Annotated in this window: 23 protein-coding genes and 1 tRNA gene; 22 read left to right on the top strand and 2 right to left on the bottom strand. The window is 69.6% G+C overall.

Annotated elements, in window-relative coordinates; translation table 11 throughout:
• The first annotated feature begins 41 nt into the window (after positions 1 to 41).
• The 18 genes from F784_RS0109690 (at position 42) to F784_RS0109605 (ending at position 16,298) form a co-directional block, all read left to right on the top strand.
• On the top strand, positions 42 to 1,046 hold the full coding sequence (locus F784_RS0109690) for a carotenoid biosynthesis protein (RefSeq protein ID WP_019586536.1): 1,005 nt from the start codon (positions 42 to 44) through the stop codon (positions 1,044 to 1,046).
• Positions 1,043 to 1,702, top strand: coding sequence for a lysophospholipid acyltransferase family protein (locus F784_RS0109685; RefSeq protein ID WP_019586535.1), 660 nt, complete (start codon positions 1,043 to 1,045; stop codon positions 1,700 to 1,702). The genes F784_RS0109690 and F784_RS0109685 overlap by 4 nt, the downstream gene beginning before the upstream one ends.
• Positions 1,699 to 2,787 (top strand): glycosyltransferase family 2 protein, encoded by a 1,089-nt coding sequence (locus F784_RS0109680; protein WP_019586534.1) that lies wholly within the window; start codon positions 1,699 to 1,701, stop codon positions 2,785 to 2,787. The genes F784_RS0109685 and F784_RS0109680 overlap by 4 nt, the downstream gene beginning before the upstream one ends.
• A gap of 5 nt (positions 2,788 to 2,792) precedes the next feature.
• The gene (locus F784_RS0109675) at positions 2,793 to 4,253 is read left to right on the top strand and encodes a phytoene desaturase family protein (RefSeq protein WP_019586533.1); all 1,461 of its coding nucleotides are present in this window, start codon (positions 2,793 to 2,795) and stop codon (positions 4,251 to 4,253) included.
• Positions 4,235 to 5,395 (top strand): cytochrome P450, encoded by a 1,161-nt coding sequence (locus F784_RS0109670; RefSeq protein ID WP_040382816.1) that lies wholly within the window; start codon positions 4,235 to 4,237, stop codon positions 5,393 to 5,395. The genes F784_RS0109675 and F784_RS0109670 overlap by 19 nt, the downstream gene beginning before the upstream one ends.
• A 195-nt stretch (positions 5,396 to 5,590) precedes the next feature.
• Positions 5,591 to 5,974, top strand: a complete 384-nt coding sequence (locus tag F784_RS0109665; RefSeq protein WP_019586531.1) for a hypothetical protein — start codon at positions 5,591 to 5,593, stop codon at positions 5,972 to 5,974.
• On the top strand, positions 5,971 to 6,291 hold the full coding sequence (locus tag F784_RS0109660; RefSeq protein WP_019586530.1) for a transcriptional regulator: 321 nt from the start codon (positions 5,971 to 5,973) through the stop codon (positions 6,289 to 6,291). Before F784_RS0109665 ends, F784_RS0109660 begins: the two co-directional genes overlap by 4 nt.
• 100 nt (positions 6,292 to 6,391) lie before the next feature.
• Positions 6,392 to 7,567: a DUF418 domain-containing protein gene (locus F784_RS0109655; RefSeq protein WP_040382814.1), complete on the top strand. Its 1,176-nt coding sequence runs from the start codon at positions 6,392 to 6,394 to the stop codon at positions 7,565 to 7,567.
• A gap of 15 nt (positions 7,568 to 7,582) precedes the next feature.
• Positions 7,583 to 8,380, top strand: coding sequence for an AIM24 family protein (locus tag F784_RS0109650; protein WP_019586528.1), 798 nt, complete (start codon positions 7,583 to 7,585; stop codon positions 8,378 to 8,380).
• 98 nt (positions 8,381 to 8,478) lie between these two features.
• Positions 8,479 to 8,937, top strand: a complete 459-nt coding sequence (locus F784_RS0109645; RefSeq protein ID WP_040382810.1) for a MarR family winged helix-turn-helix transcriptional regulator — start codon at positions 8,479 to 8,481, stop codon at positions 8,935 to 8,937.
• Complete coding sequence (locus F784_RS0109640) at positions 8,934 to 11,003, top strand: DHA2 family efflux MFS transporter permease subunit (RefSeq protein WP_019586526.1); 2,070 nt, start codon at positions 8,934 to 8,936, stop codon at positions 11,001 to 11,003. The genes F784_RS0109645 and F784_RS0109640 overlap by 4 nt, the downstream gene beginning before the upstream one ends.
• Positions 11,004 to 11,266: 263 nt before the next feature.
• Positions 11,267 to 11,755, top strand: a complete 489-nt coding sequence (locus F784_RS0109635) for a hypothetical protein (RefSeq protein WP_019586525.1) — start codon at positions 11,267 to 11,269, stop codon at positions 11,753 to 11,755.
• Positions 11,756 to 11,818: 63 nt separating this feature from the next.
• A complete protein-coding gene (hemW, locus tag F784_RS0109630) occupies positions 11,819 to 12,937 on the top strand; it encodes a radical SAM family heme chaperone HemW (protein WP_019586524.1) in 1,119 nt (372 codons plus the stop codon).
• A gap of 98 nt (positions 12,938 to 13,035) precedes the next feature.
• Positions 13,036 to 14,439, top strand: coding sequence for a dihydrolipoyl dehydrogenase (gene lpdA, locus F784_RS0109625; RefSeq protein WP_026332388.1), 1,404 nt, complete (start codon positions 13,036 to 13,038; stop codon positions 14,437 to 14,439).
• Between the two features lie 112 nt (positions 14,440 to 14,551).
• Complete coding sequence (locus F784_RS0109620; protein WP_019586522.1) at positions 14,552 to 15,259, top strand: hypothetical protein; 708 nt, start codon at positions 14,552 to 14,554, stop codon at positions 15,257 to 15,259.
• Positions 15,256 to 15,873, top strand: a complete 618-nt coding sequence (locus tag F784_RS0109615) for a hypothetical protein (protein WP_019586521.1) — start codon at positions 15,256 to 15,258, stop codon at positions 15,871 to 15,873. The genes F784_RS0109620 and F784_RS0109615 overlap by 4 nt, the downstream gene beginning before the upstream one ends.
• A 42-nt stretch (positions 15,874 to 15,915) precedes the next feature.
• Positions 15,916 to 15,992, top strand: a tRNA-Arg gene (locus tag F784_RS0109610).
• 96 nt (positions 15,993 to 16,088) lie between these two features.
• Positions 16,089 to 16,298 carry a hypothetical protein gene (locus F784_RS0109605; RefSeq protein WP_019586520.1) on the top strand — a complete coding sequence of 70 codons (210 nt, stop codon included), beginning with the start codon at positions 16,089 to 16,091 and terminating at the stop codon, positions 16,296 to 16,298.
• 180 nt (positions 16,299 to 16,478) lie between these two features.
• Here F784_RS0109605 and F784_RS0109600 read toward each other — a convergent pair whose 3' ends face one another.
• A complete protein-coding gene (locus tag F784_RS0109600; protein WP_019586519.1) occupies positions 16,479 to 17,345 on the bottom strand; it encodes a peptidoglycan-binding domain-containing protein in 867 nt (288 codons plus the stop codon).
• A gap of 99 nt (positions 17,346 to 17,444) precedes the next feature.
• Between F784_RS0109600 and trmH the strand changes: the two genes are divergently transcribed.
• From trmH to F784_RS0109580, 4 genes are all read left to right on the top strand, one after another.
• Positions 17,445 to 18,095 carry a tRNA (guanosine(18)-2'-O)-methyltransferase TrmH gene (trmH, locus tag F784_RS0109595; protein WP_019586518.1) on the top strand — a complete coding sequence of 217 codons (651 nt, stop codon included), beginning with the start codon at positions 17,445 to 17,447 and terminating at the stop codon, positions 18,093 to 18,095.
• Between the two features lie 148 nt (positions 18,096 to 18,243).
• Complete coding sequence (locus F784_RS0109590) at positions 18,244 to 19,035, top strand: TerC family protein (protein WP_019586517.1); 792 nt, start codon at positions 18,244 to 18,246, stop codon at positions 19,033 to 19,035.
• Positions 19,036 to 19,158: 123 nt separating this feature from the next.
• The gene (locus F784_RS0109585; RefSeq protein WP_019586516.1) at positions 19,159 to 19,977 is read left to right on the top strand and encodes a TerC family protein; all 819 of its coding nucleotides are present in this window, start codon (positions 19,159 to 19,161) and stop codon (positions 19,975 to 19,977) included.
• A gap of 96 nt (positions 19,978 to 20,073) precedes the next feature.
• A complete protein-coding gene (locus F784_RS0109580) occupies positions 20,074 to 21,318 on the top strand; it encodes a 2,3-bisphosphoglycerate-independent phosphoglycerate mutase (RefSeq protein WP_019586515.1) in 1,245 nt (414 codons plus the stop codon).
• Positions 21,319 to 21,371: 53 nt separating this feature from the next.
• Here the strand turns inward: F784_RS0109580 and F784_RS0109575 are convergent, their stop codons facing one another.
• The gene (locus F784_RS0109575; protein ID WP_019586514.1) at positions 21,372 to 21,899 is read right to left on the bottom strand and encodes a P-loop nucleotide/nucleoside kinase family protein; all 528 of its coding nucleotides are present in this window, start codon (positions 21,897 to 21,899) and stop codon (positions 21,372 to 21,374) included.
• Between the last annotated feature and the right edge of the window lie 112 nt (positions 21,900 to 22,011).

Below are 22,011 nucleotides of genomic sequence, written 5' to 3'. Positions count from 1 at the left end.
AACAAGGTGCTGTCCCGCCCGCCCCTCGCCCCGGAGTCTCCATGACTCCCACCCTCCTGCGCTCCGGCCTCGCCTGCGCCGCGCTGGGGGTGGCCTTCCTCGGCGCGCTGCTCGTGCTGAGGGGTGGAGGGTTAGGCTGGCTCCTGATCGCGCTGGGACTGCCGCTTTCCCTCCTGCTCGCGCTGGCGGGGGACGCATTGGGGAACGATTTTGGTGGGACGCTCCGGATGCGGGCCGCCGTCCTGTCGGCCCAGATGCGCCCCTGGATGTGGCTCCTGACGCTCTACGCCGTGCTCAAGATCCCCGTGCCCCTCTGGCCGGACGCCTTCCCGTCCCTGGCCCTGCTGAGCACGGGTGCCCTCTTCGCGGCGGCGCTCGCCTTCGCCTGGGAACGGGCGGGGGCGCGGCGGGCCTTGATCATGGCGGCCCTGGGCTTCGCGGTGGGGCTGGGGGTGGAGGTGCTGGGGAGCCGGACGGGCTTTCCCTTCGGGCGGTACTCCTACGCGGGGGCGCCCGGGCCGACGCTGCTCGGCGTGCCGCTCCTCGTGCCGCTGGGGTGGTTCGCCCTGCCGCTGGCCGCCGCGCTGCTGGCTGGGGGGCGGGCGTGGCTGGCCGGACTGCTCCTCGTTGCGTGGGATGTGGGCCTGGAACCGCTGATGACCGCCCAGGGCTACTGGCGCTGGAGTGACCCCGTGCCGCTGTGGGCGGGCGCTCCCCCGCAGAACTTCCTGGGCTGGTGGGCAGTCGGGACAGGGCTGGCCTGGGCGTTCGTGGGGCTGGCGCCGCAGGTGTTCGGGCGGCCAGGCCAGGGCTGGGGAGTGAGGGAGACGAGCGCCGACAGCCCCACACTGTTCTATCCGCCGGATGTGGAGCGGGCCTCACTGCTCAACCTCTCCCGCCTCTCCTTTTCCGCCGCGTACCCGGTCGAGACCTTTTTCCTGCCGGGCGGCCTGGTGCTCGTGGGCCGGTACGCCGAGGCGGCAGTAACTCTCACGGCCATGCTCGCGGCCCTCACCCTGGTGTGGGCCGTTCGGGGGCGACGATGATCCCCTTCGACTGGGCCGCGGTCCTGCTGCGGGCCAGCATCCGCCGCAGCGTGAGAACGGGGCTGGGGGGCATCTGGGTGCGCGGGCCGCTGCCCCCCGCAGGCGCCATCCTTGCCCCCAACCACCACTCGTGGTGGGACGGCTACGTGCTGCGCGAGATCACCTGGGCCCTGGGCCTGGACTACCGGGTGCTGATGCTGGGGGAGCAGCTTGCCCGCTTCCCCTTCCTGCGGCGCGTGGGGGCGCTGGGGGTGGGGGAGGTGCGTCCCGCCGTGCGCGCGGCGCGGTCTGGCGCGTGGGTCGTCGTGTTCCCGGAAGGAGCCCTGCACCCGGCGGGCCCCCTGCGGGAGGTGCGCCCCGGCGCGGCCTGGATCGCCCGGTCGGCCGGAGTGCCCCTCTTGCCCGTGGCGCTGCGCGTGGTGCTGCGGGGCGGGCAATATCCGGAGGCCTACCTGCGCTTCGGGCGGGCGGTGGGGGCGGACGTGCTTGCCGCCGCCCTGGCCCAGGAACTCGCCACCCTGGACGCCGACTTGGTGGGCAGTGACCCGGAGGCGCCCCTGGCGGGCTATCTGCGCGTCACGGGGGGTCGGGCGAGCGCCTCCGCAAGACTGGATCTGCCCAGCCGAGCCCTGATCTGGCTCACGGGAGACCAGTGAGCCGCCCCTTTCGCGCGTATCGTCTGGCGGTCGGGGCCTTTTTCGCCGTCAAGGGGGCGACCCTGCTCGTCAACGCGCTGACCTTTCCCCGGCTGCGCCCCCGGGCCATCCTGCCCGGGGGCCCGCGCGTCTCCCTGCTCGTCCCGGCGCGCAACGAGGCGCATAACCTCCCGCACACGCTGCCCGGACTGATCGCGCAGGGGGCGCACGAGGTCCTGGTCCTCGACGACCACTCGGAGGACGGCACTGCAAGAATTGCGCGGGACCTGGGCGCCCGGGTGATCCCCGGCCAATCCCTACCCCCCGGGTGGCACGGCAAACCGTGGGCCTGCCAGCAACTCGCGGCGGCGGCGACGGGCGACGTGCTGATCTTCACCGACGCGGACGTGATGTGGCACGCGGGTGCCCTGGGCGCCGTGCTGCACGAGCTGGAGCGCTCGGGGGCGGACCTGCTGAGTGTCTATCCCCGCCAGCACAACGTCACGCCGGGCGAGCGGCTGCTGACGCCGCTGGTGGACGCCGTGCTGCTCACCTTCCTGCCCGAGCCGCTGCTGCGCTTTCCTCATCCCAGCGCCGCCGCCGCGAATGGGCAACTCATGGCCTTCCCTAGAAAGAGTTACGAGCGGGTCGGCGGGCACGCCCTCGTCCGGGCGGAGCTGCTGGAGGATGTGGCCCTGGGCAGCCGCCTCAAGGCGTGGGGCGGGCGGCTGGCCCTCGCGCTGGGGGAGGAGTGTCTGGGCGTGCGGATGTACCGCGGCTACGCCGAGTCGGTGGAGGGCTTCGGGAAGAGCGCGGGGTCGGTGCATCGGGGCTCGCGGGGGCTGATGGCGGCCTCGCTGGGCTGGCACCTCGCCGTCTACACACTCCCCTGGCTGCTGCCCGCCCGACGATTGCCGGGGCTGGCCGCCCTGCGCGCGGCGGGGCTGCTGGAGCGCACGCTCGTCAACCTCCTCACCGGGCGCCGCGCCCCCGCCGACCTCACCGAGGGGCTGCTGGGGCCGGTCACGCCGCTGCTCGCGCTGCCCGTGTATCTTCGCGCCATGCGCCGCCGGGTGAGCTGGAAGGGTCGGGAGTACGACCAGTGAAGAGGATGCGGGACGCGGGGCGCCGTGATCGGCCGTCACTTTCCCCCCACCGTGCCCCCCGCCACGTCGCCGTGATCGGCGCGGGCTTCGCGGGGCTGGCGGCGGCCCTGCGGCTGGTCGGGGCCGGGGTGCAGGTCACGGTCCTCGACAACCTGGAGCGCCCCGGCGGCAAGGCGGCGCTGGGCTACGAGGATTTTTCCAGCGGGCCGACCGTCGTGACCATGCCGCAGGTGTTCCGCGCCCTGCATCAGCGGATCGAGTTGCCCCTGCCGGACCTGGAGGCCGCGCGGCCCACGACCACCTATCACGGTCGGGACGGGCGCACCTTCGCCCCCGAGGCGCTGCACGTCGCCGGGAGCCTGGAGCCCACCCTCGCGCAGCTCTCCCGCCGCGAGGGCCGCGACTACGCCCGGCTGCTGGCCGCCTCACGCCGGATGTACCTGGACGCCGCGCCCACCTTCCTGTTCCGGCCGCCGCCGGGCCGCGCCGCCCTGGCCCGCTACGCCCTGACGAGGGGGCTGCGGGCCGCCCCCTGGTCGAGCCTGGCACGCTTCGTGCGGAGCGGCCCCTTCCTCACGCCCTTCTGGTTACGCTTCGCCACCTACCTGGGGGCCAACCCATACCGGGCGCCCGCCGTGCTGCACAACGTCGCCTGGGTGGAACTGGGGTACGGGGTGTGGCACCTGCCGGGGGGGCTGGGCGCGCTCGCGGAGCGGCTGTACGAGCGGGCGGAGGAACTCGGCGTGCGCTTCGAGTTCGGAACGCGGGTGCAGCACCTCAGCGTCCACGGCAGCCGGGTGCTCGGCGCCCACACCGACCGGGGCGCCTTCGCGGCCGACGCCTGGGTGAGCGCCGCCGACCGCGCCCTGACCCGGAGCTGGCTGGGGCTGCCCCCCGACCCGGCCCCGCGCGGCCTCAGTGGCTTCGCGCTGCAACTGTGGCTGGCGGAGGACCGGGGGCAGGCCCACCACGTCCTGTGGCCCGCCGACTACGCCCGCGAGTGGCGGGACATCCGCGCGGGGCGGCTGCCGACGGACCCCACCCTCTACCTGCACCTCGACGGCGACCGCGCCTTCCTGCTGGTAAACGCGCCCCCCAATCCCGGGGTGGCGGGCGACCCGCACGGGTATGGCGCCTTCCTGCTGCGCTCGCTCCAGGCGCGCCTTCCCCTCGACGTGACCGAGTGGCGGCCCCTCTCGCCCGCCGACTACGCGCGCACGGCGGTGGCGGGCGCCCTGTATGGCCGCGCCCCCCACGGGCTGACGGGCAGCCTGCGTCCGGGCTGGACCCTCCCCGCTGCCCGCAATCTGGTGCAGGTCGGCGGCACCGTCCATCCCGGCGGCGGCGTCCCGCTGTCCGTGCTGAGCGGCTGGAACGGTGCGGGGCGGCTGCTCGGCCTGCCCTACGACGACCTGGACGGTCGTCGGGTTCCGGGCGAGGGGGAGACGTGGGCGGACCTGGAGTGAGGCGGCTGGAGAGCCTGCCCGCTCCCCCCGTTCGGCCCCCCGTCGGCCACCTCCAGGACTGGGCGCTGGCCCCGCTGCCGCTGATCGAGGAGGGGGCGCGGCGGGCACGCCTGGCGGGACGCGACCTCTTCCACCTGCGGCTGGGCCTGCCCGCCGTGGTGGGCTTCAGTCCCGCCTGGAACCGCCGCCTGCTGGGCGACCTGGCGACTTTTCGCAGCGCGGGAAGTTTTTCCCGGGTGATCCCCCACCTGGCAGGCGGCGTGATCCTGAGCGACGCGCCGGAGCATGGGCGGCGGCGCCGGGCGGTGAATCCCGGCTTCGGCAAGGCTCATTTGGAGAGGTTGAGTGCCTGTGTCCGCGCCGCTCTGCCTGCCGTTCCAGAAGGAGAGTTCGACGCGCTGGCCTGGGCGGATGGTGCGGTCCTGCACCTGTTGAACGCGGCATATTTCAGCGGCGAGTTCGACTCCCGGCTGCTGCACGCCTTCCTCGCGCCGCTGCGGCAGCCCTTCCCCCTCGCGGTCCTGCCCCGCCCGCTGCTGTTTCACCGCGTGAACGGCGAGTTGCGCCGCCTCGCCGGGCGGCGGTTGAAGGGGAGCGGCGACGATCTCCTCGCCCACTTCGCGCCCCTCCCCGCCGGGCTGGAGGAGACGCGGGTGAGTCTCGCCGCCGCCCACGACACGACGACGCACGCGCTGGCCTGGGCGATCTGGCACGTCGCCACGTATCCTGCCTGGCACACGCCCGAACACCATCCCGCCGTCCTCAGGGAGACGTTGCGCCTCTCCCCGCCCGGCTGGATGGGCAGCCGCCGCCTCGCCCGCGACGTGACGTGGGACGGCGTGTGCCTGCCGCGCGGCACGCTGGCCCTTTACAGCCCCTACCTCAGCGGCCGGGACCCGGAGGTGTGGGACGCGCCCGAGGAGTTCCGGCCCGAGCGGTGGCAGCAACCTCCCCCCGCCTGGGCCTATCTCCCCTTCGGCGCGGGCGAGCGGGTGTGCCTGGGGATGCACCTCGCCCAGCTCCTCATCCTGGAAACTCTGGCCGCGTTGCCCCCGCTGGAGGCCGTTTCCGGCGATCCCCGCCCCCAGCCTGGAGTCACGTTGGGTCCGGTGGGGCCACTGAGGGTGCGGCGTCACCTGTAGAAACCGGGTCGGAGGGACGTTCCTACTCATGTGAGCTTTGCCGTGGCCCTGATCCCGGTGCCCTGACCTTCAGTTCCAGCGGGGGGGAGTGCCCCGGCCTGGACTGACGTGAAGCCACGGCCTGCCCCAACCCGGCTTGACTCTTCCAGGAAGACCAAGTACTTTCCATATCGGGAAGTACTTGTGGAGGTAGATATGGACTTTGAGCATGCCAGGCAGCAACTCGACACCCTCGCCCACCTGCGGCGGCGTGTTCACCGACGCCTCAACCGCCCGGCGCTGCTTCTCTTCGCGCTCGGCGTCTTCCTCGCCCTCGCGCTCAAGCACTTCGGCGAGCGCACGGAATTCCTGAGCGTTGCCATCCTCCTTGGAACCTACCAGTCAGGCAACCAGGGCGCGGCCCCTCGCCGGATGCCCTGGGGAAGCACGCTCCTCCTTCTCATAGCCCTGCTGCTGTGGGTTTTGCTGTGCATCACGTTCGGCAACTGGAACCCCTTCGACTGGACGTACGTGTGGCCCCTCGCCGGTCTGTGTGCCGCCGCGCCCATCATGCTGATGGCCTGGGCCCAGCGGCCATGAAGCACCCCCGCGCCAACCTCGACGAACTCCTCACCCACCCGGTGCGCTTCAGCATCGCCGCGCTGCTCGCCCAGCTCGACCTGGCCGACTTCGCCTTCGTGCGGGACGAGGTCGAGATCAGCGACTCGGTCCTGTCGAGGCAGGTTTCCGCCCTGGAGCAGGCGGGCCTGGTCGAGGTGGTCAAGGACTTCGTCGGCAAGCGGCCCCGCACACGCCTGCGCCTGACTCCCCGGGGACGAACGGTGTTTGACGCGCATGTCCGCGCCCTCGAAGCCATCGTCCGTTCCCCCGCGGCCCCCGCACTCGACCCCACCTGAACCCATTTGACGTTCCCTGCGTCCCACGCCACCTGCTTTTCATCACCGCCCGGAGAGGCGGTTTTTTTCTTGCCCTTTCCCCAACGCGCTAGCCTGGGGCATGACATTGCCCGCTGAGCCCCCTCCCGCGCCCGCCCCGGAGACCGGCTCGCCGGGCCCGGTGGGCTCGGCTGAGCGGTCCCTGCTGCCGGACGTGCTGCGGGGCCTGGCGCTGCTGGGCATCCTGATCATCAACGTGCAGGACTTCGCTGGCTTCCGCGAATGGACGCAGACAGGGATCGACCGGGTGGTGCAGGTGTTCACCGACATCTTCCTGAACGGGCGCTCCATCAGCCTGTTCGCCATGCTGTTCGGGTGGGGGGCTGCCGGGCTGCTCGCGCGCCACGGGACGGTCACGCTCGCGCGGCGGCTGGCGGTGCTGCTCGTCCTCGGCACGGCCCACTTCGTGTTCGTGTGGCACGGGGACATCATCTCGATGTACGCCCTGCTCGCCGTGGCGCTGCTGTTCACCGCGCGGTTGACGGCCCGGACGCTCGTCCTGCTGGCGGGATTACTGGGTGGCTGGTGGCTTCTGAGCGGGCTGCTCGCCGGGCTCGCGGCGGTGGGAAGTCCGGCTGGCCGTCCCGTGTTCTTTCCCAACTTCGCACTGGGCACGGGTTATCCCGATCTCGTGGCCTGGCGAACCGCCAACTTCGTCGAGGATCAGCTCGGGAGCACGGTCTACAACGGCCCCTGGCTGATCGCCCTCTTTTGCCTGGGGGCCGCCGCGCAGCGCACCGGCCTGTTGACCCGGCCGGGGGAACACCGCCCGCTGCTGCGCCGCCTCGCCGTGTGGGGGCTCGCCGTCGGCCTCCCGCTGGGCCTGCTGCTTGCCTGGTTGAACACGCAGGGCACGCGCCCCGCCTTCCTGTTCTCCATCCCCGTGCGGATGGGGGGCGGGCTGGCGACGGCGCTGGGGTACGTGGGCGTGCTGGGGCTGCTGGCCTCCCGGAACCGTCTGGGATCGCTGAGGGCCTTCGCCGCCAGCGGGAGGGTCGCCATGAGCAACTACATCGCCCAGAGCCTGTTCATGACGACCTTCTTCTATCCCTATGGCGGCGGGCAGTTCGGCCGCTGGGGGGCGGCGCCCGCGGTGGGGCTGGCGCTGCTTGTCGGGCTGGCCCAGCTTCCGCTCAGCGCGTGGGTCCTCCGCCGTTTCGGGAGTGGCCCGCTGGAACGCCTCACCCGCCTGCTCGTGTACGGGCGCCCGGCCCGGCGGGAACCGGGGGAGACCTGAGCCCGTACCCCCGGCATGGAATTCCAACTGCATCCCGAGGTCATCCACTCCGCCACCAGTCAGGGCATCCGCCTGGAGGTCATCGAGTACGACCCCCGGCCCACCGAGCGCCCGCTGGAGGGCTTTCACCAGCCCCTGAGCCGCCCGGCCCGCTGGCGGCAGCTCGCGCTGCACCTGGAAGGTGGCCTGGCGGTCCTCGAACCTGGCGCCCTCCAATACCTGCGGGGCGAGATCGAGATGCAGGCTTCCAGCAGCGGCGGGGCGGGTGGCGGCGGCCTGGGCGGCTTCTTGCGCGGGGCGGTCGCGGCGGCGGCGAGCGGTGAGAGCCTCTTTAAGACCGCCTACCGGGGTGCGGGCGTCATCTACACCGAACCGACCCGCCTCCACCTCCTGCTGGGCGAACTTCACGGCGAGGACCTGATTGTGGATGACGGCGCCTTCGTCGCCTGCGCGGGCAACGTGACTGTGGGGCGGCACGTCAACCAGGGCCTCGCGGCGATGCTGGGCAGTGGCGAGGGCCGGGTGCAGCCCAAGCTGAGCGGCACGGGCGTCTTCGCCCTGCAAAGCCCCGTCCACCCCGACGAGTTCCAGATTCTGGAGTTGCAGAACGAGACGCTGAAGGTGGACGGCAATCTGGTGGTGGCCTACTCGGGCGGGCTCGCCTTCAGCGTCGAGAAGAGCAGCCGTGGCCTGCTGGGCAGCGGGCGCACGGGCGAGGGCTTCGTGCAGGTGTACCGGGGCACGGGCCGGGTGTGGCTGGCACCAACCCTGCCCATCCATTCGCCGCCGCTCTCCCTGGCGGGAGCCTCCTGAGGTCTGGGGATCAGCAATTCCCGGGACGGGAACTAGGGCTAATTGCTTACCCCATGTAAATACTTGACCAGAGTGAACTAAAGGGCTAGGGTGGGGCGGTGACGCAGACTGTCCCACCCCCCCCCGAATTGCGCCAGGAGGTCGACCGCTTCCTGCGCGGAATGTGGCGCTTCAACCGGATGCTCGGGCAACAACTCGCCCCGCTGTTGGAAGAGCGGCACGGCATCAACCCCCGGATGTACCACGTCCTGCGGAGCATCCAGAAGGGCGACCACTACCCCAAGGTGCTGGCCGACCACCTCAAGATTCCCACCACCCTGATCAGCCGGTATCTCGACGGCCTGAGCAAGGCGGGCTTGATCGAGCGCCAGATTGACGAGCAGGACTCGCGCCGCACCCGCCTCTCCCTGACCGGCCGGGGTGAGCAGGTCGTGCGTGAGACCGACGAGACGCTGCACGAACTCGTCAGCGGGCAGCTCGCCCGGCTCGACCCACAGGTCCTGCAGGGCCTCCTCACCGCCCTGGACGCCCTGACAGGGGAAGGAGAACAGGCATGACCGCGCCAGAGGCCCCCACCTTCAACTTCACCGACCAGGAGAAGCGGATCACATTGACCGGCCTGATGGTCGTGTTCCTGCTCTCGGCGCTCGACCAGACCATCGTCTCGACGGCCATGCCGCGCATCATCGAGCAGCTCCAAGGGCTGAACCTCTACGCCTGGGTCACGACCGCGTACCTGCTCGCCTCGACCGTGATGGTGCCCATCTACGGCAAGCTCAGCGACCTGTACGGGCGCAAACCCATCCTGGTGACCGGCATCGTGCTGTTCCTGCTGGGGTCGGCGCTGTGCGGCATGGCGGGCGAGCCGTGGTTCGGCGGTCTCTTCGGCGGCGGCATGATGCAGCTCATCGTGTTCCGCGCGCTTCAGGGGCTGGGCGGCGCGGCGCTCTTCACGAGTGCCTTCGCCATCCTGGGCGACATGTTCCCCCCGGCCGAGCGGGCGAAGTTCGGCGGGCTGTTCGGAGCGGTCTTCGGCCTCGCCAGTGTCCTCGGGCCGCTGGTCGGCGGCTTCCTCACCGACCACGGTAGCGTGAACCTGCTGGGGTACTTCATCGAGGGCTGGCGTTGGGTGTTCTACGTGAACCTGCCCCTCGGCCTGCTGTCCCTCTTCATGATCATCGCCAAGATGCCGCGCCTGACCCACCGCGCCGCCGGAAAGGTGGATGTGCTCGGGGCGCTGCTCATCGTCACGACGACCATCCCGCTGCTGCTCGCCCTGACCTGGGGAGGCATCACCTACCCCTGGGACAGCGCCCGCATCCTCACGCTCTTCGGGGTCAGCGCCGTCAGCCTGATCGCCTTCATCCTCGCCGAGGCGCGCAACCCGGACGCGATCCTGCCTCTCAGCCTCTTTAAAATCCCAGTGTTCACCTTCTCGAACCTGGCAGGCTTCGTGATCGGCATGGCGTTCCTGGGCGTGGTGATGTTCCTGCCGCTGTACATGCAGAGCGTGCAGGGCGTGTCGGCCACCAACTCGGGCCTCTCCATGCTGCCGCTGATGGCGGGGCTGATTCTCGCCAGCATCGTGTCCGGCCAGCTCGTCTCGAAAACCGGGCAGTACAAGCCCTTCATGATCGCGGGCGGCGCCGTCCTGATGCTGGGCGTGTACCTGCTCACGAAGATCGGCGTGGACACCACCCGCCTCGACCTGGGCTGGCGCATGTTCATCGTGGGTCTGGGGCTGGGTCCTTCCCAGAGCCTCTACAACATCGCCGTGCAGAACGCCGTTCCCATGCGGCAGATGGGCATCGCGGTGAGCAGCAGCCAGTTCTTCCGCCAGATCGGCTCGACCATCGGCACGGCGATCTTCGGCACGCTGCTCATCAACAATCTGCACTCCGAGCTGCCGAAGTACCTGCCGAACGTGCCCGGCGTGGAGGCCCAGACCCAGAACATCAACCTGGGTGAGATGCGCGCCAGCGGTGGGAACAGCGACACGGGCAAGCAAATCCGGGCCACCTTCGATCAGCAGTACGCCCAGATCGAGAAGGCGTTGCGGGGCGATCAGGCCGCCGCGCAGGCCCTGACTCAGAACCCGCAGGTGCCGAATGAGCTGAAGGCACTGGTGGCGAACGGCGGCCTCCGGGCGCAGGTGCATCAGAAGGTGGTGGCGGAAGCGGCGAACATCGGCAACGTGCTGAAGAATGGTGAGGCGGGCCGCCAGGCCCTCCTGAATAGCGATGTCCCCGCCGCCCTCAAGACGCAACTCCGCGCCCTGCCCGCCCAGGCGCTCGCCACGCCGCAGGCCGCGCAGATCACCGCCGCGCAGTTCCGTCAGGGCATCCTCGCTCAGGAGCCCGCCGCCCTCCAGCAGGCGACGACCCAGGCCCTCGCGCAGATTCGCACCACTCTTGACCAGCAGGCCACCAAACTCGCCGCTCAGGTCACCAGCGGCATGAAGCAGGGCTTTACCGCCGCCGTCACGAGCATGTTCAGCACCTCCATCTTCATCATCCTGATCGGCTTCATCATCACCCTCTTCATTCCGGCGCTCCCACTGCGGCAGGCACGACCGGTCGCCCCCAGCCCCGAGGAAGAACCCACGCCCAGCCCCGCTGACTGAGCGGTCCATCTGGGAAACGGAACAGGCCGACCTCGCGGGGTTGGCCCGTTCCCCTTCTGCCCTGTGTAGGAAAACGACTCTCCCAGGTGGAGAAGATGGCGTGTGGCTCAGTCATGTCTAGATTTCGGTCGAGCTCTCAACCTGCATAATTTGACTCCTGCTGCATTCCACGCTATTTTTTCAACATCACCGCCCGAGAGGCGGGTTTTTTATTGCCCACGTCACGGCGACACCTCGCGCGGCCTGCCCCTTATCCTGCCCAGGTGGATCACACACGGACCTGGACCGACATCTACGGCTCGGCCTGCGCGGGCTTCGAGGGCCGCCCCGGCGGGCACCGCTGGCTGATCGCCGCACCTCCGGAACTCGCGGCGGGGTTGCCCGCCCAACTGGCCGCGCTGGACGGCAAGGGGTACGCCCTGCTGCTCGTCCACGACGGGCTGACGCCGCTGCTGGCCGCCCTGCGCGAACAGGAACCGCGCGGCGTGGTGGTCGTGGCGGGGCGGGTGCTGGGGTGCGGTCCCGCCGTCAGGGTGCCCGAGCGGTACGTGGACGGTGGAGGTGGCGCCGGGTACCGCGAGGGGGGAGCGTTCCCGGAGTGGAAGAGTGCGCTGGGCACGGGGGGCGGGCCGGGCGAGAACGCCGCCGCGAGCGCCACCGCGTCGCTGGGAGTGCCGGTGGTGATCGCCGCTCCAGACCAGGTGCAGGCCACGCTGGAAGCGTGGATGGACGCCACCCCCCACGGGCGCTGAGGCTCCGGGGCAATCGCAACTTGTCCCCCTGCCCACCCCCCGCCTCCGGGCTACCCTGCCCCCGTGCCCGCGCTCGACCCCACCGTTCACCACCTCTACGTCCACGTGCCGTTCTGCCCGACGATCTGCCCGTACTGCGACTTTCACGTGCTGACGCGCCGGGCCGGGCTGGTCGAGCGGTACCTGGACCGGGTGGAGGAGGAGGCCGCGCGGCTGGCGGGCGAGTACGCGCTGGACCTCGACACCGTATATATAGGTGGCGGCACGCCCAGTTTTCTGCGCGACGCCGAGATCACGGCGCTTGTGGGAAGCATTCGCCGTCACCTGGGCTGGGGACAATTGGAGAACACGCTGGAGATCAATCCCGGCACGGTGGGCCCGGACCGGGCGGCGCTGTGGCGGGACCTCGGCTTCGACCGGGCCTCGGTGGGCGTGCAGAGCCTCGACGACGCGACCCTGCGCTTTCTCGGGCGCCAGCACGACGCGCGGCAGGCCCGCGAGGCGGTGACCACGCTCGTCGGCCAGGGCTTCCGGGTGAGTGGTGACCTGATCACCGCCGTCCCGGGACAGCCTCTGGAAAGCGACATTCGGGGCCTGGTGGACCTCGGCGTGGGGCACGTCAGCGCCTATACCCTCACCATTGAGCCCGGCACCGAGTTCGCCCGCCGGGGCGTGACCGTGGGGGAGGACGACGAGCGCGCGGGCTTCGAGCAGACGGAGGAAGTGCTGACCGCTCTGGGCTTCACCCGCTACGAGGTCAGCAACTACGCCCGGCCGGGACAGGAATCCCGGCACAACCTTGCCTACTGGAATAACCGCACGTATCTGGGCCTGGGGCCGGGAGCGGCGGGACACTATCCACTGGGAGGCGACGTATTGACCACCCGCCGCACCAATCCCCATCTCCACGAGTGGCTGACGGGCGAGTCGGGCGAGGCGCAGCCGGTGGACGCCGAGGAATACGTGACCGACGCGCTCTTCATGGGATTGCGGCTGCGGGAGGGCGTGGACCTCGCCGACCTGACGTGCCGCAGCGGGCTGGACGTGCGCGGGCGCTACGCGAAGCCTATCGCCGCCAACATTCGCCGGGGACTGCTGACCCTGGAAGGTGACCGCCTCCACGCCACACCGCAGGGCTGGTGGCTTCTCAATCAGGTGGTGGCGGACTTTCTGGAGGCCTGAGCTTTCCGCCGATCCACCATTCGGCATGGTGAATCCCCCGCTTCTGACTTCCGGCAGGCGTTACAGGTGGGGTTCGGGGCGCGCGTTAGACTACCCCCATGACGAATCAGATGGATTTTGACCTCCTCGTGATCGGGGCTGGTCCGGGCGGCTATCACGCGGCGATCCGGGCGGCGCAGCTTGGCCTGAAGGTCGCCTGCGCCGAGCGGGACGCGGTGGGCGGCGTGTGCCTGAACGTGGGCTGCATCCCCACCAAGGCGCTGCTGCATGCGGGCGAGACGCTGGCCGCCGCCCGCCACGCCTCGGACTTCGGCCTGACCTTCGGCGAGCAGGCGCTGAACGTGCCCAAGCTCAACGCCTGGAAGGACGGCATCGTCAAGAAGCTGACCGGCGGCGTGGCGAGCCTCTTCAAGGCGAACAAGGTGACCCACCTGGTCGGGCAGGCGAGTTTCGTCGACCCGCACACCGTCAGGGTGGGCGACAAGACCTACACGGCGGCGAACATCATCATCGCCACCGGCTCGGAGCCCGCCCGCATTCCGGGGCTGGAGGTGGACCAGCAGGGAATCGTGGACTCCACGGGCGCCCTGATCGTCCCCGACCCCCTCCCCGCCCGGATGCTGTGCGTCGGCGGCGGCGTGATCGGCTTCGAGTTCGCGCACGTGTACAACAACCTAGGGTCCAAGGTCAAAGTCATCGAATTCCTGCCGACGATCATTCCCGGCGCCGACGCCGACGCCGTGCGCGAATTCAGCAAGTCGATGAAGAAGCAGGGCATCGAGATCGAGACGGAGACCAAGGCGAACCGGGCCGAGAAGAAGCCCGACGGCATCCACGTCGAGCTGGAGAGCGTGAAGACCGGCGAGAAGCGCATTGAAGTCTTCGACCGCGTGCTCGTCGCCGTGGGCCGCCGCCCCCGGACTGACGGCCTGAACGCGCAGGCGGCGGGCGTGAACGTCACGGAGCGCGGCTTCATCCCCGCCGACATTCAGCAGCGCACGAACGTGCCGCACATCTACTCCATCGGCGACGTGGCGAGTAACCCCATGCTCGCGCACAAGGCGATGAAGGAGGGCCTCGTCGCCGCCGAGGTGATCGCCGGGAAGCCCGCCGCGCAGGACGCCGTCGCCATTCCGGGCGTCGTGTACACCTCGCCCGAACTCGCCTGGGTGGGCCTGACCGAGGCCGAGGCGAAGGAGAAGGGCTACGAGGTCAAGACGGGCGTCTTCCCCCTGAGCGCCTCGGGCCGCGCGATGACCCTTCAGCAGACGGACGGCTTCGTGAAGATGGTGGTCGAAAAGGACAGCGACCTGCTGCTGGGCGTCCATATCGTCGGCCCCCACGCCTCGGACATGTTGGGCGAGGCCAGCCTCGCGCTGGAGATGGCCGCCACCGCCACCGACATCGCCCTGACCATCCACGCGCACCCCACCCTGGGCGAAAGTGTGCTGGAGGCCGCCGAGGCCGCGCACAAGCAGGCCATTCACATCATGAACCGCTGAGACCCCGCAAGTGGGAGACGGGAGCCCGCGCTGGGTTCCCGTTTTTTTGTTCTGGAGTTGCGCCGCAAATGCGGCAACGGTGAGAAGAGGAAGGTTGTAGGGTGAAGAGGACATGAGTGTCCCCCTCTCCCTGCGAGTGCTCGGCATCAGTGTGGTTGGGATGGCGCTGCTGACGGCCTGCCCCGGCCCCACGCCTCCGCTCTCCGGCTCCAACCTCACGTTCACGTTCCCGTCCCTCGCAGATACCAGCAATGTGCAACTGGTGGCCCTGGGCTTCGAGCAGACCGGGGCGGGCGGTGACCCCCAACGCAGGGTGGTGGCCCAGACGCCCATCGGATATGGACTCCCCTCCACCTCGGCGACGCTCTGGCTCTGGGGCGACCTGCTCAGGACCTGGGCCGACAACCCCAAATGCACCACACCGTTCCTGGGAGGGGAGACGGATGGGATGCAGGAGGTGACGGTCACGCCGAATACGGTGAAGACCTGCAACCTTTACTTCCTGATGTACCGCGACGCCAACCGCAACGGCACGCCCGAGTCGGGCGAGGTGCTGTACGAGACGCACGACCTCTACAGCTACGCGACGGAGGCCTTCAGCTACCGCTTCGTCAGCCCGGACGGCCACAGCACCGAGACGGGCACCCGGACGAAAGGATGGTCGCTGGTGCGTCACCAGGTGCTGCAACCTTCCGCCACGCCGAACCGGTATCTGGTCACCATGAACAGCGTGCCGCAGACGGACGAGGCCCTGCCCATTCGCCTGCACGAGTCGACGGACTACTTCACCAGCCAGAGCCTGACCGGAGGCCACCGATGAAGCGCGCCATCCCCCTCTTGCTGCTCGGCCTGGCCCTCACCGCCTGTGGGGCGGCTTCCCCGAGTGGAGCCGGGGGCCGCCCCCCGCTCCCCATGGGGGTGGAAGTTCGTCACCCGGCAGCCCCCTCCGGCACCTACCTCAACCTCGTTACCGAGGCGGGGGAGAGTGTGTACCAGAAGGCGGTGTCCGCCGGTTCGACCCGCACCGAGGTGGACCCGGCGGCGTGGCAGGGCAAGGCCACTCTGGCCCAGGCGGTCGAGGGCCGGATTCCGTCGGGCGCGACCGATGTGAAGGTCAGTGCCCCCGAAGCGCGCGTGCTGTTCCTGCACTGGCTGATGTGGCAGGACAGGGACAGCGACGGCCAGCGGGACGAGGGCGAGACGCTGGATCTGATGACCCATGACCGGGTGGTGTACGCAGACCGGGCGGTGACGGTGGACTTCAAGACCGCGAGTCCCGACATGGTGCAGCACTGGCAGTTCGCGCAGGGCTGGAGCCGCGCCGAGCACTACGTGTACCTGCCGCTGAACAGCACCACGTACCGCCGCAGCCTGGAGACCCAGGGCCTGGGACGCTACGAACTGCACGTGCCCACACCGGTCACCAGTCAGTAGGAGCGGGCCTGCTATACTCCCGGCGGCCCAGATGGGCGGCCTGCGCTCGTAGCTCAGCTGGATAGAGCGGCCCCCTCCTAAGGGGCAGGTCCCGCGTTCGAATCGCGGCGAGCGCACCACGGTCCAGACCAGAACTCCCGCCGCCCCGGTGGGGGTTTTGCTTTGGACGAGACGTCAACCATGACAACAACGGGGGCAAGCCCCTAAGCTGAAGCATGACGAAGTTCATCAAGCTGGAAGATGGCAGCTACGTCAATCCCTCGGTCATTCGGCGAATCCATCTGGAGAAGCACACCGACCCGAAATTCTGGAAGCTGAACGCCCAGCTCTCCAGACCTGAGGGCGGCGCGGAGTGGGCCTACCTGGCGGGGGAGTATGACAGCCAGAAAGACGCCGAGGACGCCATCAAGAAGCTGGGCAAGTAGGCGGGTCACAGCCTGTGCGGGGACAGGGGGCCTATCCTCTCTGGATAAAGGCGGATTGGTCCAGGGCAAACCTGGGGCTGTGGAACGCCCCCTACCCTGAAGGCGTTCCACAACAAAACCCGACCGGGTGAAGTCGGGCTTCCCGCTCCCGGCTGCGGCTGGGAGCTTTTTCGACCAGGCTCAGCGAATGCTGCCCGCCGGGAAGGTCCGGGCCTGGGGGCTGAACAGGGCGTTCCAAGTCACGCGGTCCACCTGACCCGTGACGGGGAGCCCGTTGGCGACCTGGAAGGCGCGAACGGTCGCCACCGTGACCGGGCCGTACCAGCCGTCGCCGCGCCCACCCCCGCTCGGGCGGGTCAGGGCGATCAGGCGGTCCTGCACCGCCCGCACGTCTTCCCCGTTCATGCGTGGGTCGGTTAGCCGCAGCGGGCGTGTGAACGGCACGCGGGCCAGAGCGGGGGTCGCGGAAGGGGAGGGCGCGGGGGTCCGGGCTGTCTGGCTGGGGGCCGCCGTCTGCGGGGAGGAAGGGGCCGGGCGCGGAGTGGTCGGGCGGGCCGCCGGGGCGCTGGTCGCCGGACGGGTACTGGAAGTCTGGTTCCCGGTTGCCTGGCTGCTGGGCGCCATGGTGCCCGCCGCCGTGCGGTTCGCCCCGCTCCCCTGCGCGGTGGTCTCGGGCGGTGTGTCGAGGTAGACCAGAGTTTGAGCGCGGCCCTCGGGGTCGGGTTGCAGGCGCAGGTACACGTAGCCGCCGGGGGTCCGCACCCAGTTGTACACGCTGCGCTGCTCGTCCCGGCTGCGCCAGACCCCGTACAGGTCGTCCCCCAGGGCGGCGCCCAGCCGGGTGCGGGCTTCCTCGACCGTGCCCTGAACGCCGACGCACCTCTTGCCCGGGGTGCCCACCCTCGCGAAGTTCACCGGGCAACTCCGCAGCACCCCGTCGAGCGCCTGCGCGGCGCGTGTCGCCGCCCGCTCCACGTCCTTTCCAGTAGGGGCGGCGAGGGCGGGGACGGTGAGCAGGGTGGCGAGCAGCGCAGCGGCGACCTTCATAGGGTAGTGGTAGCACGCCCAACCTGACGGGGGCTGAGGGGCAGGTCACCCCGCGTTCAGCCTGACGGTTTGAGGGCCGGGTGCGCTACCCTGCCCAGGGTGACGCCCGAACGGTACGAGAAGATCCGGCGCGTCCTGAGTCGGCGCCAGCCCACCCTGAGCGTCCTGATGGACGAGGTCAACAAGCCCCACAACTTCAGCGCGATCCTGCGGACGTGCGACGCGGTGGGCGTCCTGACCGCCCACGCCGTGCCGCCCAAAAGCGGGGCGCTGCCCACCTTTGACGCGACCAGCGGCAGCGCCCACAAGTGGGTGGCGGTGCGGAAGCATCCCGACGCCGTGACCGCCGTGCGCGAGTTGCAGGCCGGGGGCGTGCAGGTCCTTGCCACCCACCTCTCGCAGCGCAGTGTGGACTACCGCGAGCCCAACTACACCCGGCCCACCTGTGTCCTCCTGGGCGCTGAGAAATGGGGCGTGTCCGACGAGGCCGCCGCTCTCGCCGACGCCAACATCGTCATCCCGATGTTCGGCATGGTGCAGAGCCTGAATGTGTCGGTCGCCGCCGCTACCATCCTCTTCGAGGCGCAGCGGCAGCGGCTCGCAGCGGGGATGTACGAGGCGCCGCAACTCCCGCCCGATAAGCTGGACCGCCTCGCCTTCGAGTGGGCGTACCCCGACCTCGCCCCGGGCTACCGGGAACGCGGGGAGCCCTACCCGGTGCTCGACGAGCGGGGGCAGATCATTCGCTGAGGTCCTGTTCCCCGGTGGGTGACCAGGGTGCGTTCTTTGCATTGCGTGCGTCTCATTTCGTTCCGGCAGGGCGGGTAGACTGCGGAGCCTTTCGCCCCCTGCCCCGTGCGGCCCGGACCCGGGGAGCCCACAACCTTCGAGGACTGCTTTGAACACCGAAATTCTCGTCATCCTGCTGACGCTGGCCGCCCTGGAGGGGCTGCTCTCCGCCGACAACGCCCTGGTCATGGCGGTGATGGTCCGCCCGCTCCCGGCCACCCTTCAGCAAAAGGCCCTGACGTACGTCATGTGGGGCGCGATGGGGCTGCGGCTGCTGGGCGTGCTGCTGGCAAGCTTCATCATCAAGTACTGGTTCCTGCGGGCCTTTGGGGCGGCGTACCTGGCTTATCTGGTGATCGCGCACTTCCTGAAGAAGGGGGGGGAAGAGGGCGAGCCCCGCGAACTTACCGGCAGTTTCTGGAACGTGGTCATCAGCCTGAACCTGGTGAACTTGGCCTTCAGCGTGGACTCCATCCTGGCGGGGGTCGCGCTGCTCAAGCCCGAGATGCGCGACACCCCCACCGGTTTCTGGATCGTGGTGGCTGGCGGGCTGATGGGCCTGGTGCTCGTGCGCTTCGCCAGCACCCTCTTCCTGAAACTGCTCGACCGTTTCCCCGCGCTCGACGACGTGGCCTATATCCTGATCGGCTGGATCGCCGTCAAGCTCGCCATCGAGACGGTCGAGCAGGTGAGCGAGGTCTACCACCTGACCTGGCACGTCGGCATGCCGTCCTGGCTCTTCTGGACCGGGATGGGCCTGATCGCGGTTCTGGGGGGCCTGTTCGCCACCCGCCGTCCCGCTGTCAGCGAAGCGGTGGCGGAGGCCGACGTGCGGGCCGTGCGCCGGGAACTCGACCGCGCGGCGAACGATCCCCTGGACGGCAAGCTCGACGGCCGCTGAACTGAGACGGCGCCGGGGGTCATCCTCAACCGGGGTGGCCCTCTTGCCATTCCTCGACCTCCTGCCAGGGCCGGGACACCCTGACCTGTGGCTCACGACCCGCCCGGATAGACTGGCGTCCTGATGTTCGGACTCGAAATGCCCCCCCTGACCGCCGAGACCTGGGCCATCCTCGGCACGCTCGTGCTGCTGGAGGGTCTGCTCTCGGCCGACAACGCGCTCGTGCTGGCCGTCATGGTGCGGCACCTCGCCGTGAACGTGCAGCGCAAGGCGCTGGCTTACGGCATCGGCGGCGCGGTCGTGCTGCGGATTCTGGGCGTGCTGCTCGCCTCCTTCGTGCTGGAGTACTGGTGGCTGCGCGCCTTCGGGGCCCTGTACCTCGCGTACCTCGCTGTCAGCCACTTCATCAAGAAGGGCCACAGCGAGGAGGAGGCCGAGGGAAGCGCCCGGGGCCGCGGCTTCTGGCCGACGGTGGTGCTGCTCAACCTCACCGACCTCGCGTTTTCGGTGGATTCCATCCTGGCGGGCGTGGCGCTGATTCCGGCCGGGATGCCGCGTGAGCAGGGCCTCACCATCGTGGTGATCGGCGGGATCGTCGGCCTGATCCTGATGCGCTTCGCGGCGACGATCTTCCTGAAGCTGCTGAACAAGTACCCCGCCTTCGACAACGTGGCCTATGCGCTCGTGGGCTGGATCGCGGTCAAGCTGGGCATCGAGACGCTGGAGGCCGCGCACGAGGTCTTCCCGGCCGTCCCGACCCTCCACCTGCCCACGCCGCTCTTCTGGGGGGTGATGGCCGCCATCGCCATCATCGGCTCCTTCATCGCTACCCGCCGCCCCGCCATGAGCGAGGCCGAGGCGGGGGCGCGGGCGGAAGCCATCGTTCATCAGATTGATGAGACGGTCGCCGACGCGGCCGATGGACGGGTTGACGGGCGCTGAGGTCCCGCCGTCCCCCGGGGTCACCTCCAGTTTTGGGTGGCCCCTTTCCCTATGTCACCCCCGCTTCCACTTTGGTGTGCGGGTTACAGTAACCCTATGAGCGACCTGATCGACACCGTTCGCCACATCGCCAAAAAGACCGACAGCAAGATCCTGATGGTCGTGCTCGACGGCGTGGGTGGCCTCCCCCTCACGGTGAACGGCGAGACCGAACTCGCCACCGCCACCACCCCGAACCTCGACGCGCTGGCCCGCGACTCGCAACTGGGGCAGGTGGAACTTGTCGGGGCGGGGATCACGCCGGGCAGCGGCCCGGGGCACCTCAGCCTCTTCGGGTACGATCCCCTCAAGTACGTGGTGGGGCGCGGGGCCCTCTCGGCGGTCGGCATCGGTGTGAGGCTCAGGGCAGGGGACGTGGCCGTGCGGGGCAACTTCGCGTCTCTCGGCAAGAACCGCATCATCGTGGATCGCCGCGCGGGCCGCCCCAGCAACGAGAAGAACGCGGAGATCGTCGCCCGGCTGCGGGAGGCCATCCCCGAGATCGACGGCACCCCGGTCGAGATCTACACCGAGTCCGAGCACCGCTTCGTGGTCGTCTTGCGCGCCCAGGGCGTGGACGAGGCCGGGCAGGGCCTGGGCGCCAACATCAGCGACGTGGATCCCCAGGTGACGGGTGTGCCGCCCCACCTTGCGGTTGCGGAGGACCCCACGAGCGTCCGCACCGCCGAACTCGTGAACACCTTCGTTCAGCGAGCCGAGGTTGTCCTCGCCGACGAGCCGCAAGTCAACGGGGTGCTGTTCCGGGGCTACAGCGATGTGCCGCACTTCCCCAGCTTTGCCGACATCTACCAGCTCAACGCGGCCTGCATCGCCTCCTACCCGATGTACAAGGGCCTCGCCAGCCTGGTGGGCATGGAGGTGCTGCCCGTCGAAGGTGAGGAGGACGCGCTGGAGGGCAAGGTGAAGGCCCTGACCGAGAATTGGGCCAGGTACGACTTCTTCTACCTCCACATCAAGAAGACCGACTCGACTGGCGAGGATGGCGACTTCGCCGAGAAGGTCCACAAGATTGAGCTGTTCGACGAGCTGCTGCCGTCGCTTCTCGCCCTCCAGCCCGACGTGCTGTGCATCGTGGGCGACCACTCCACCCCCAGCAAGCTCACCAGCCACTCGTGGCACCCGGTGCCCCTCCTGATCAACAGCCGCTACGGCCGCAAGGACCTCGCGGGGCGCTACACCGAGGAGGAGGCGCAGAAGGGCAGCCTGGGCCTGCGCCGGGGCACCGATGTAATGCCGCTCCTGATGGCGAACGCGCTGAAGTTGCAGAAGTACGGGGCCTGAGAGGGGTCAGCGGTCAGAAAGGGAGGGGGAGGGTTCCGGGTGGGCCTTCCCCCTCAACGTTGTTCCCGCACCCATTGGGCGAGTTCGGCGAGGTCGTGGGTGAAGGTGGTGTCCACCTCCCGCAGAGGAGCGCTGAGTGCCAGCGGCGTCCAACACGCGCTTTCCGGCAATTCGGCGTGGTCGAAGGGCTGGTCGATATGGGGACGCATCCCGGAGGCCACCCGCGCCGCGTGCCGCCGCCCCAGTTCGTCCAACGGGGCATGGCAGAAGATTTGGACGACCCTCGCTCCATGTGTCATGGCAAGCGCTCCTATTTTCCGCTCGCTCAGGCCCCGGTAGAAGTGCGTTTCCAGCACGGCACTCCCGCCCGCCGCCAGGATCATGCCCGCCACGTGGTACAGGATCTCGAAACTCAGTGGCCCAGCCTGAGCGCGTGTCAGGTCCGGCAGATGGTCGTGCAGCATCTGCTTGTACTCGTCCTTGGTGACCAGCGGCCAGCCCAGCTCCCGCGCCAGCCGCGAGCCGAGGTGGGTCTTGCCGGAGGCGGGAAGACCGGAGACGACGAGCAGGGTGGGCGGCATGGGCGGAAGTGTAGGGCGGCTGGTGCTGCGGAACATTCCCCGAAAGTGGGAGTCCTGGCGTTGCGACCTACGTGCACCCGGGCGGAATCTCGCGGCCAGAGCCTGGGGCGCG

The sequence above is a fragment of the Deinococcus apachensis DSM 19763 genome, assembly GCF_000381345.1.
Classification (GTDB): domain Bacteria; phylum Deinococcota; class Deinococci; order Deinococcales; family Deinococcaceae; genus Deinococcus; species Deinococcus apachensis.
This window is presented reverse-complemented; position numbering and strand designations above follow the sequence as displayed.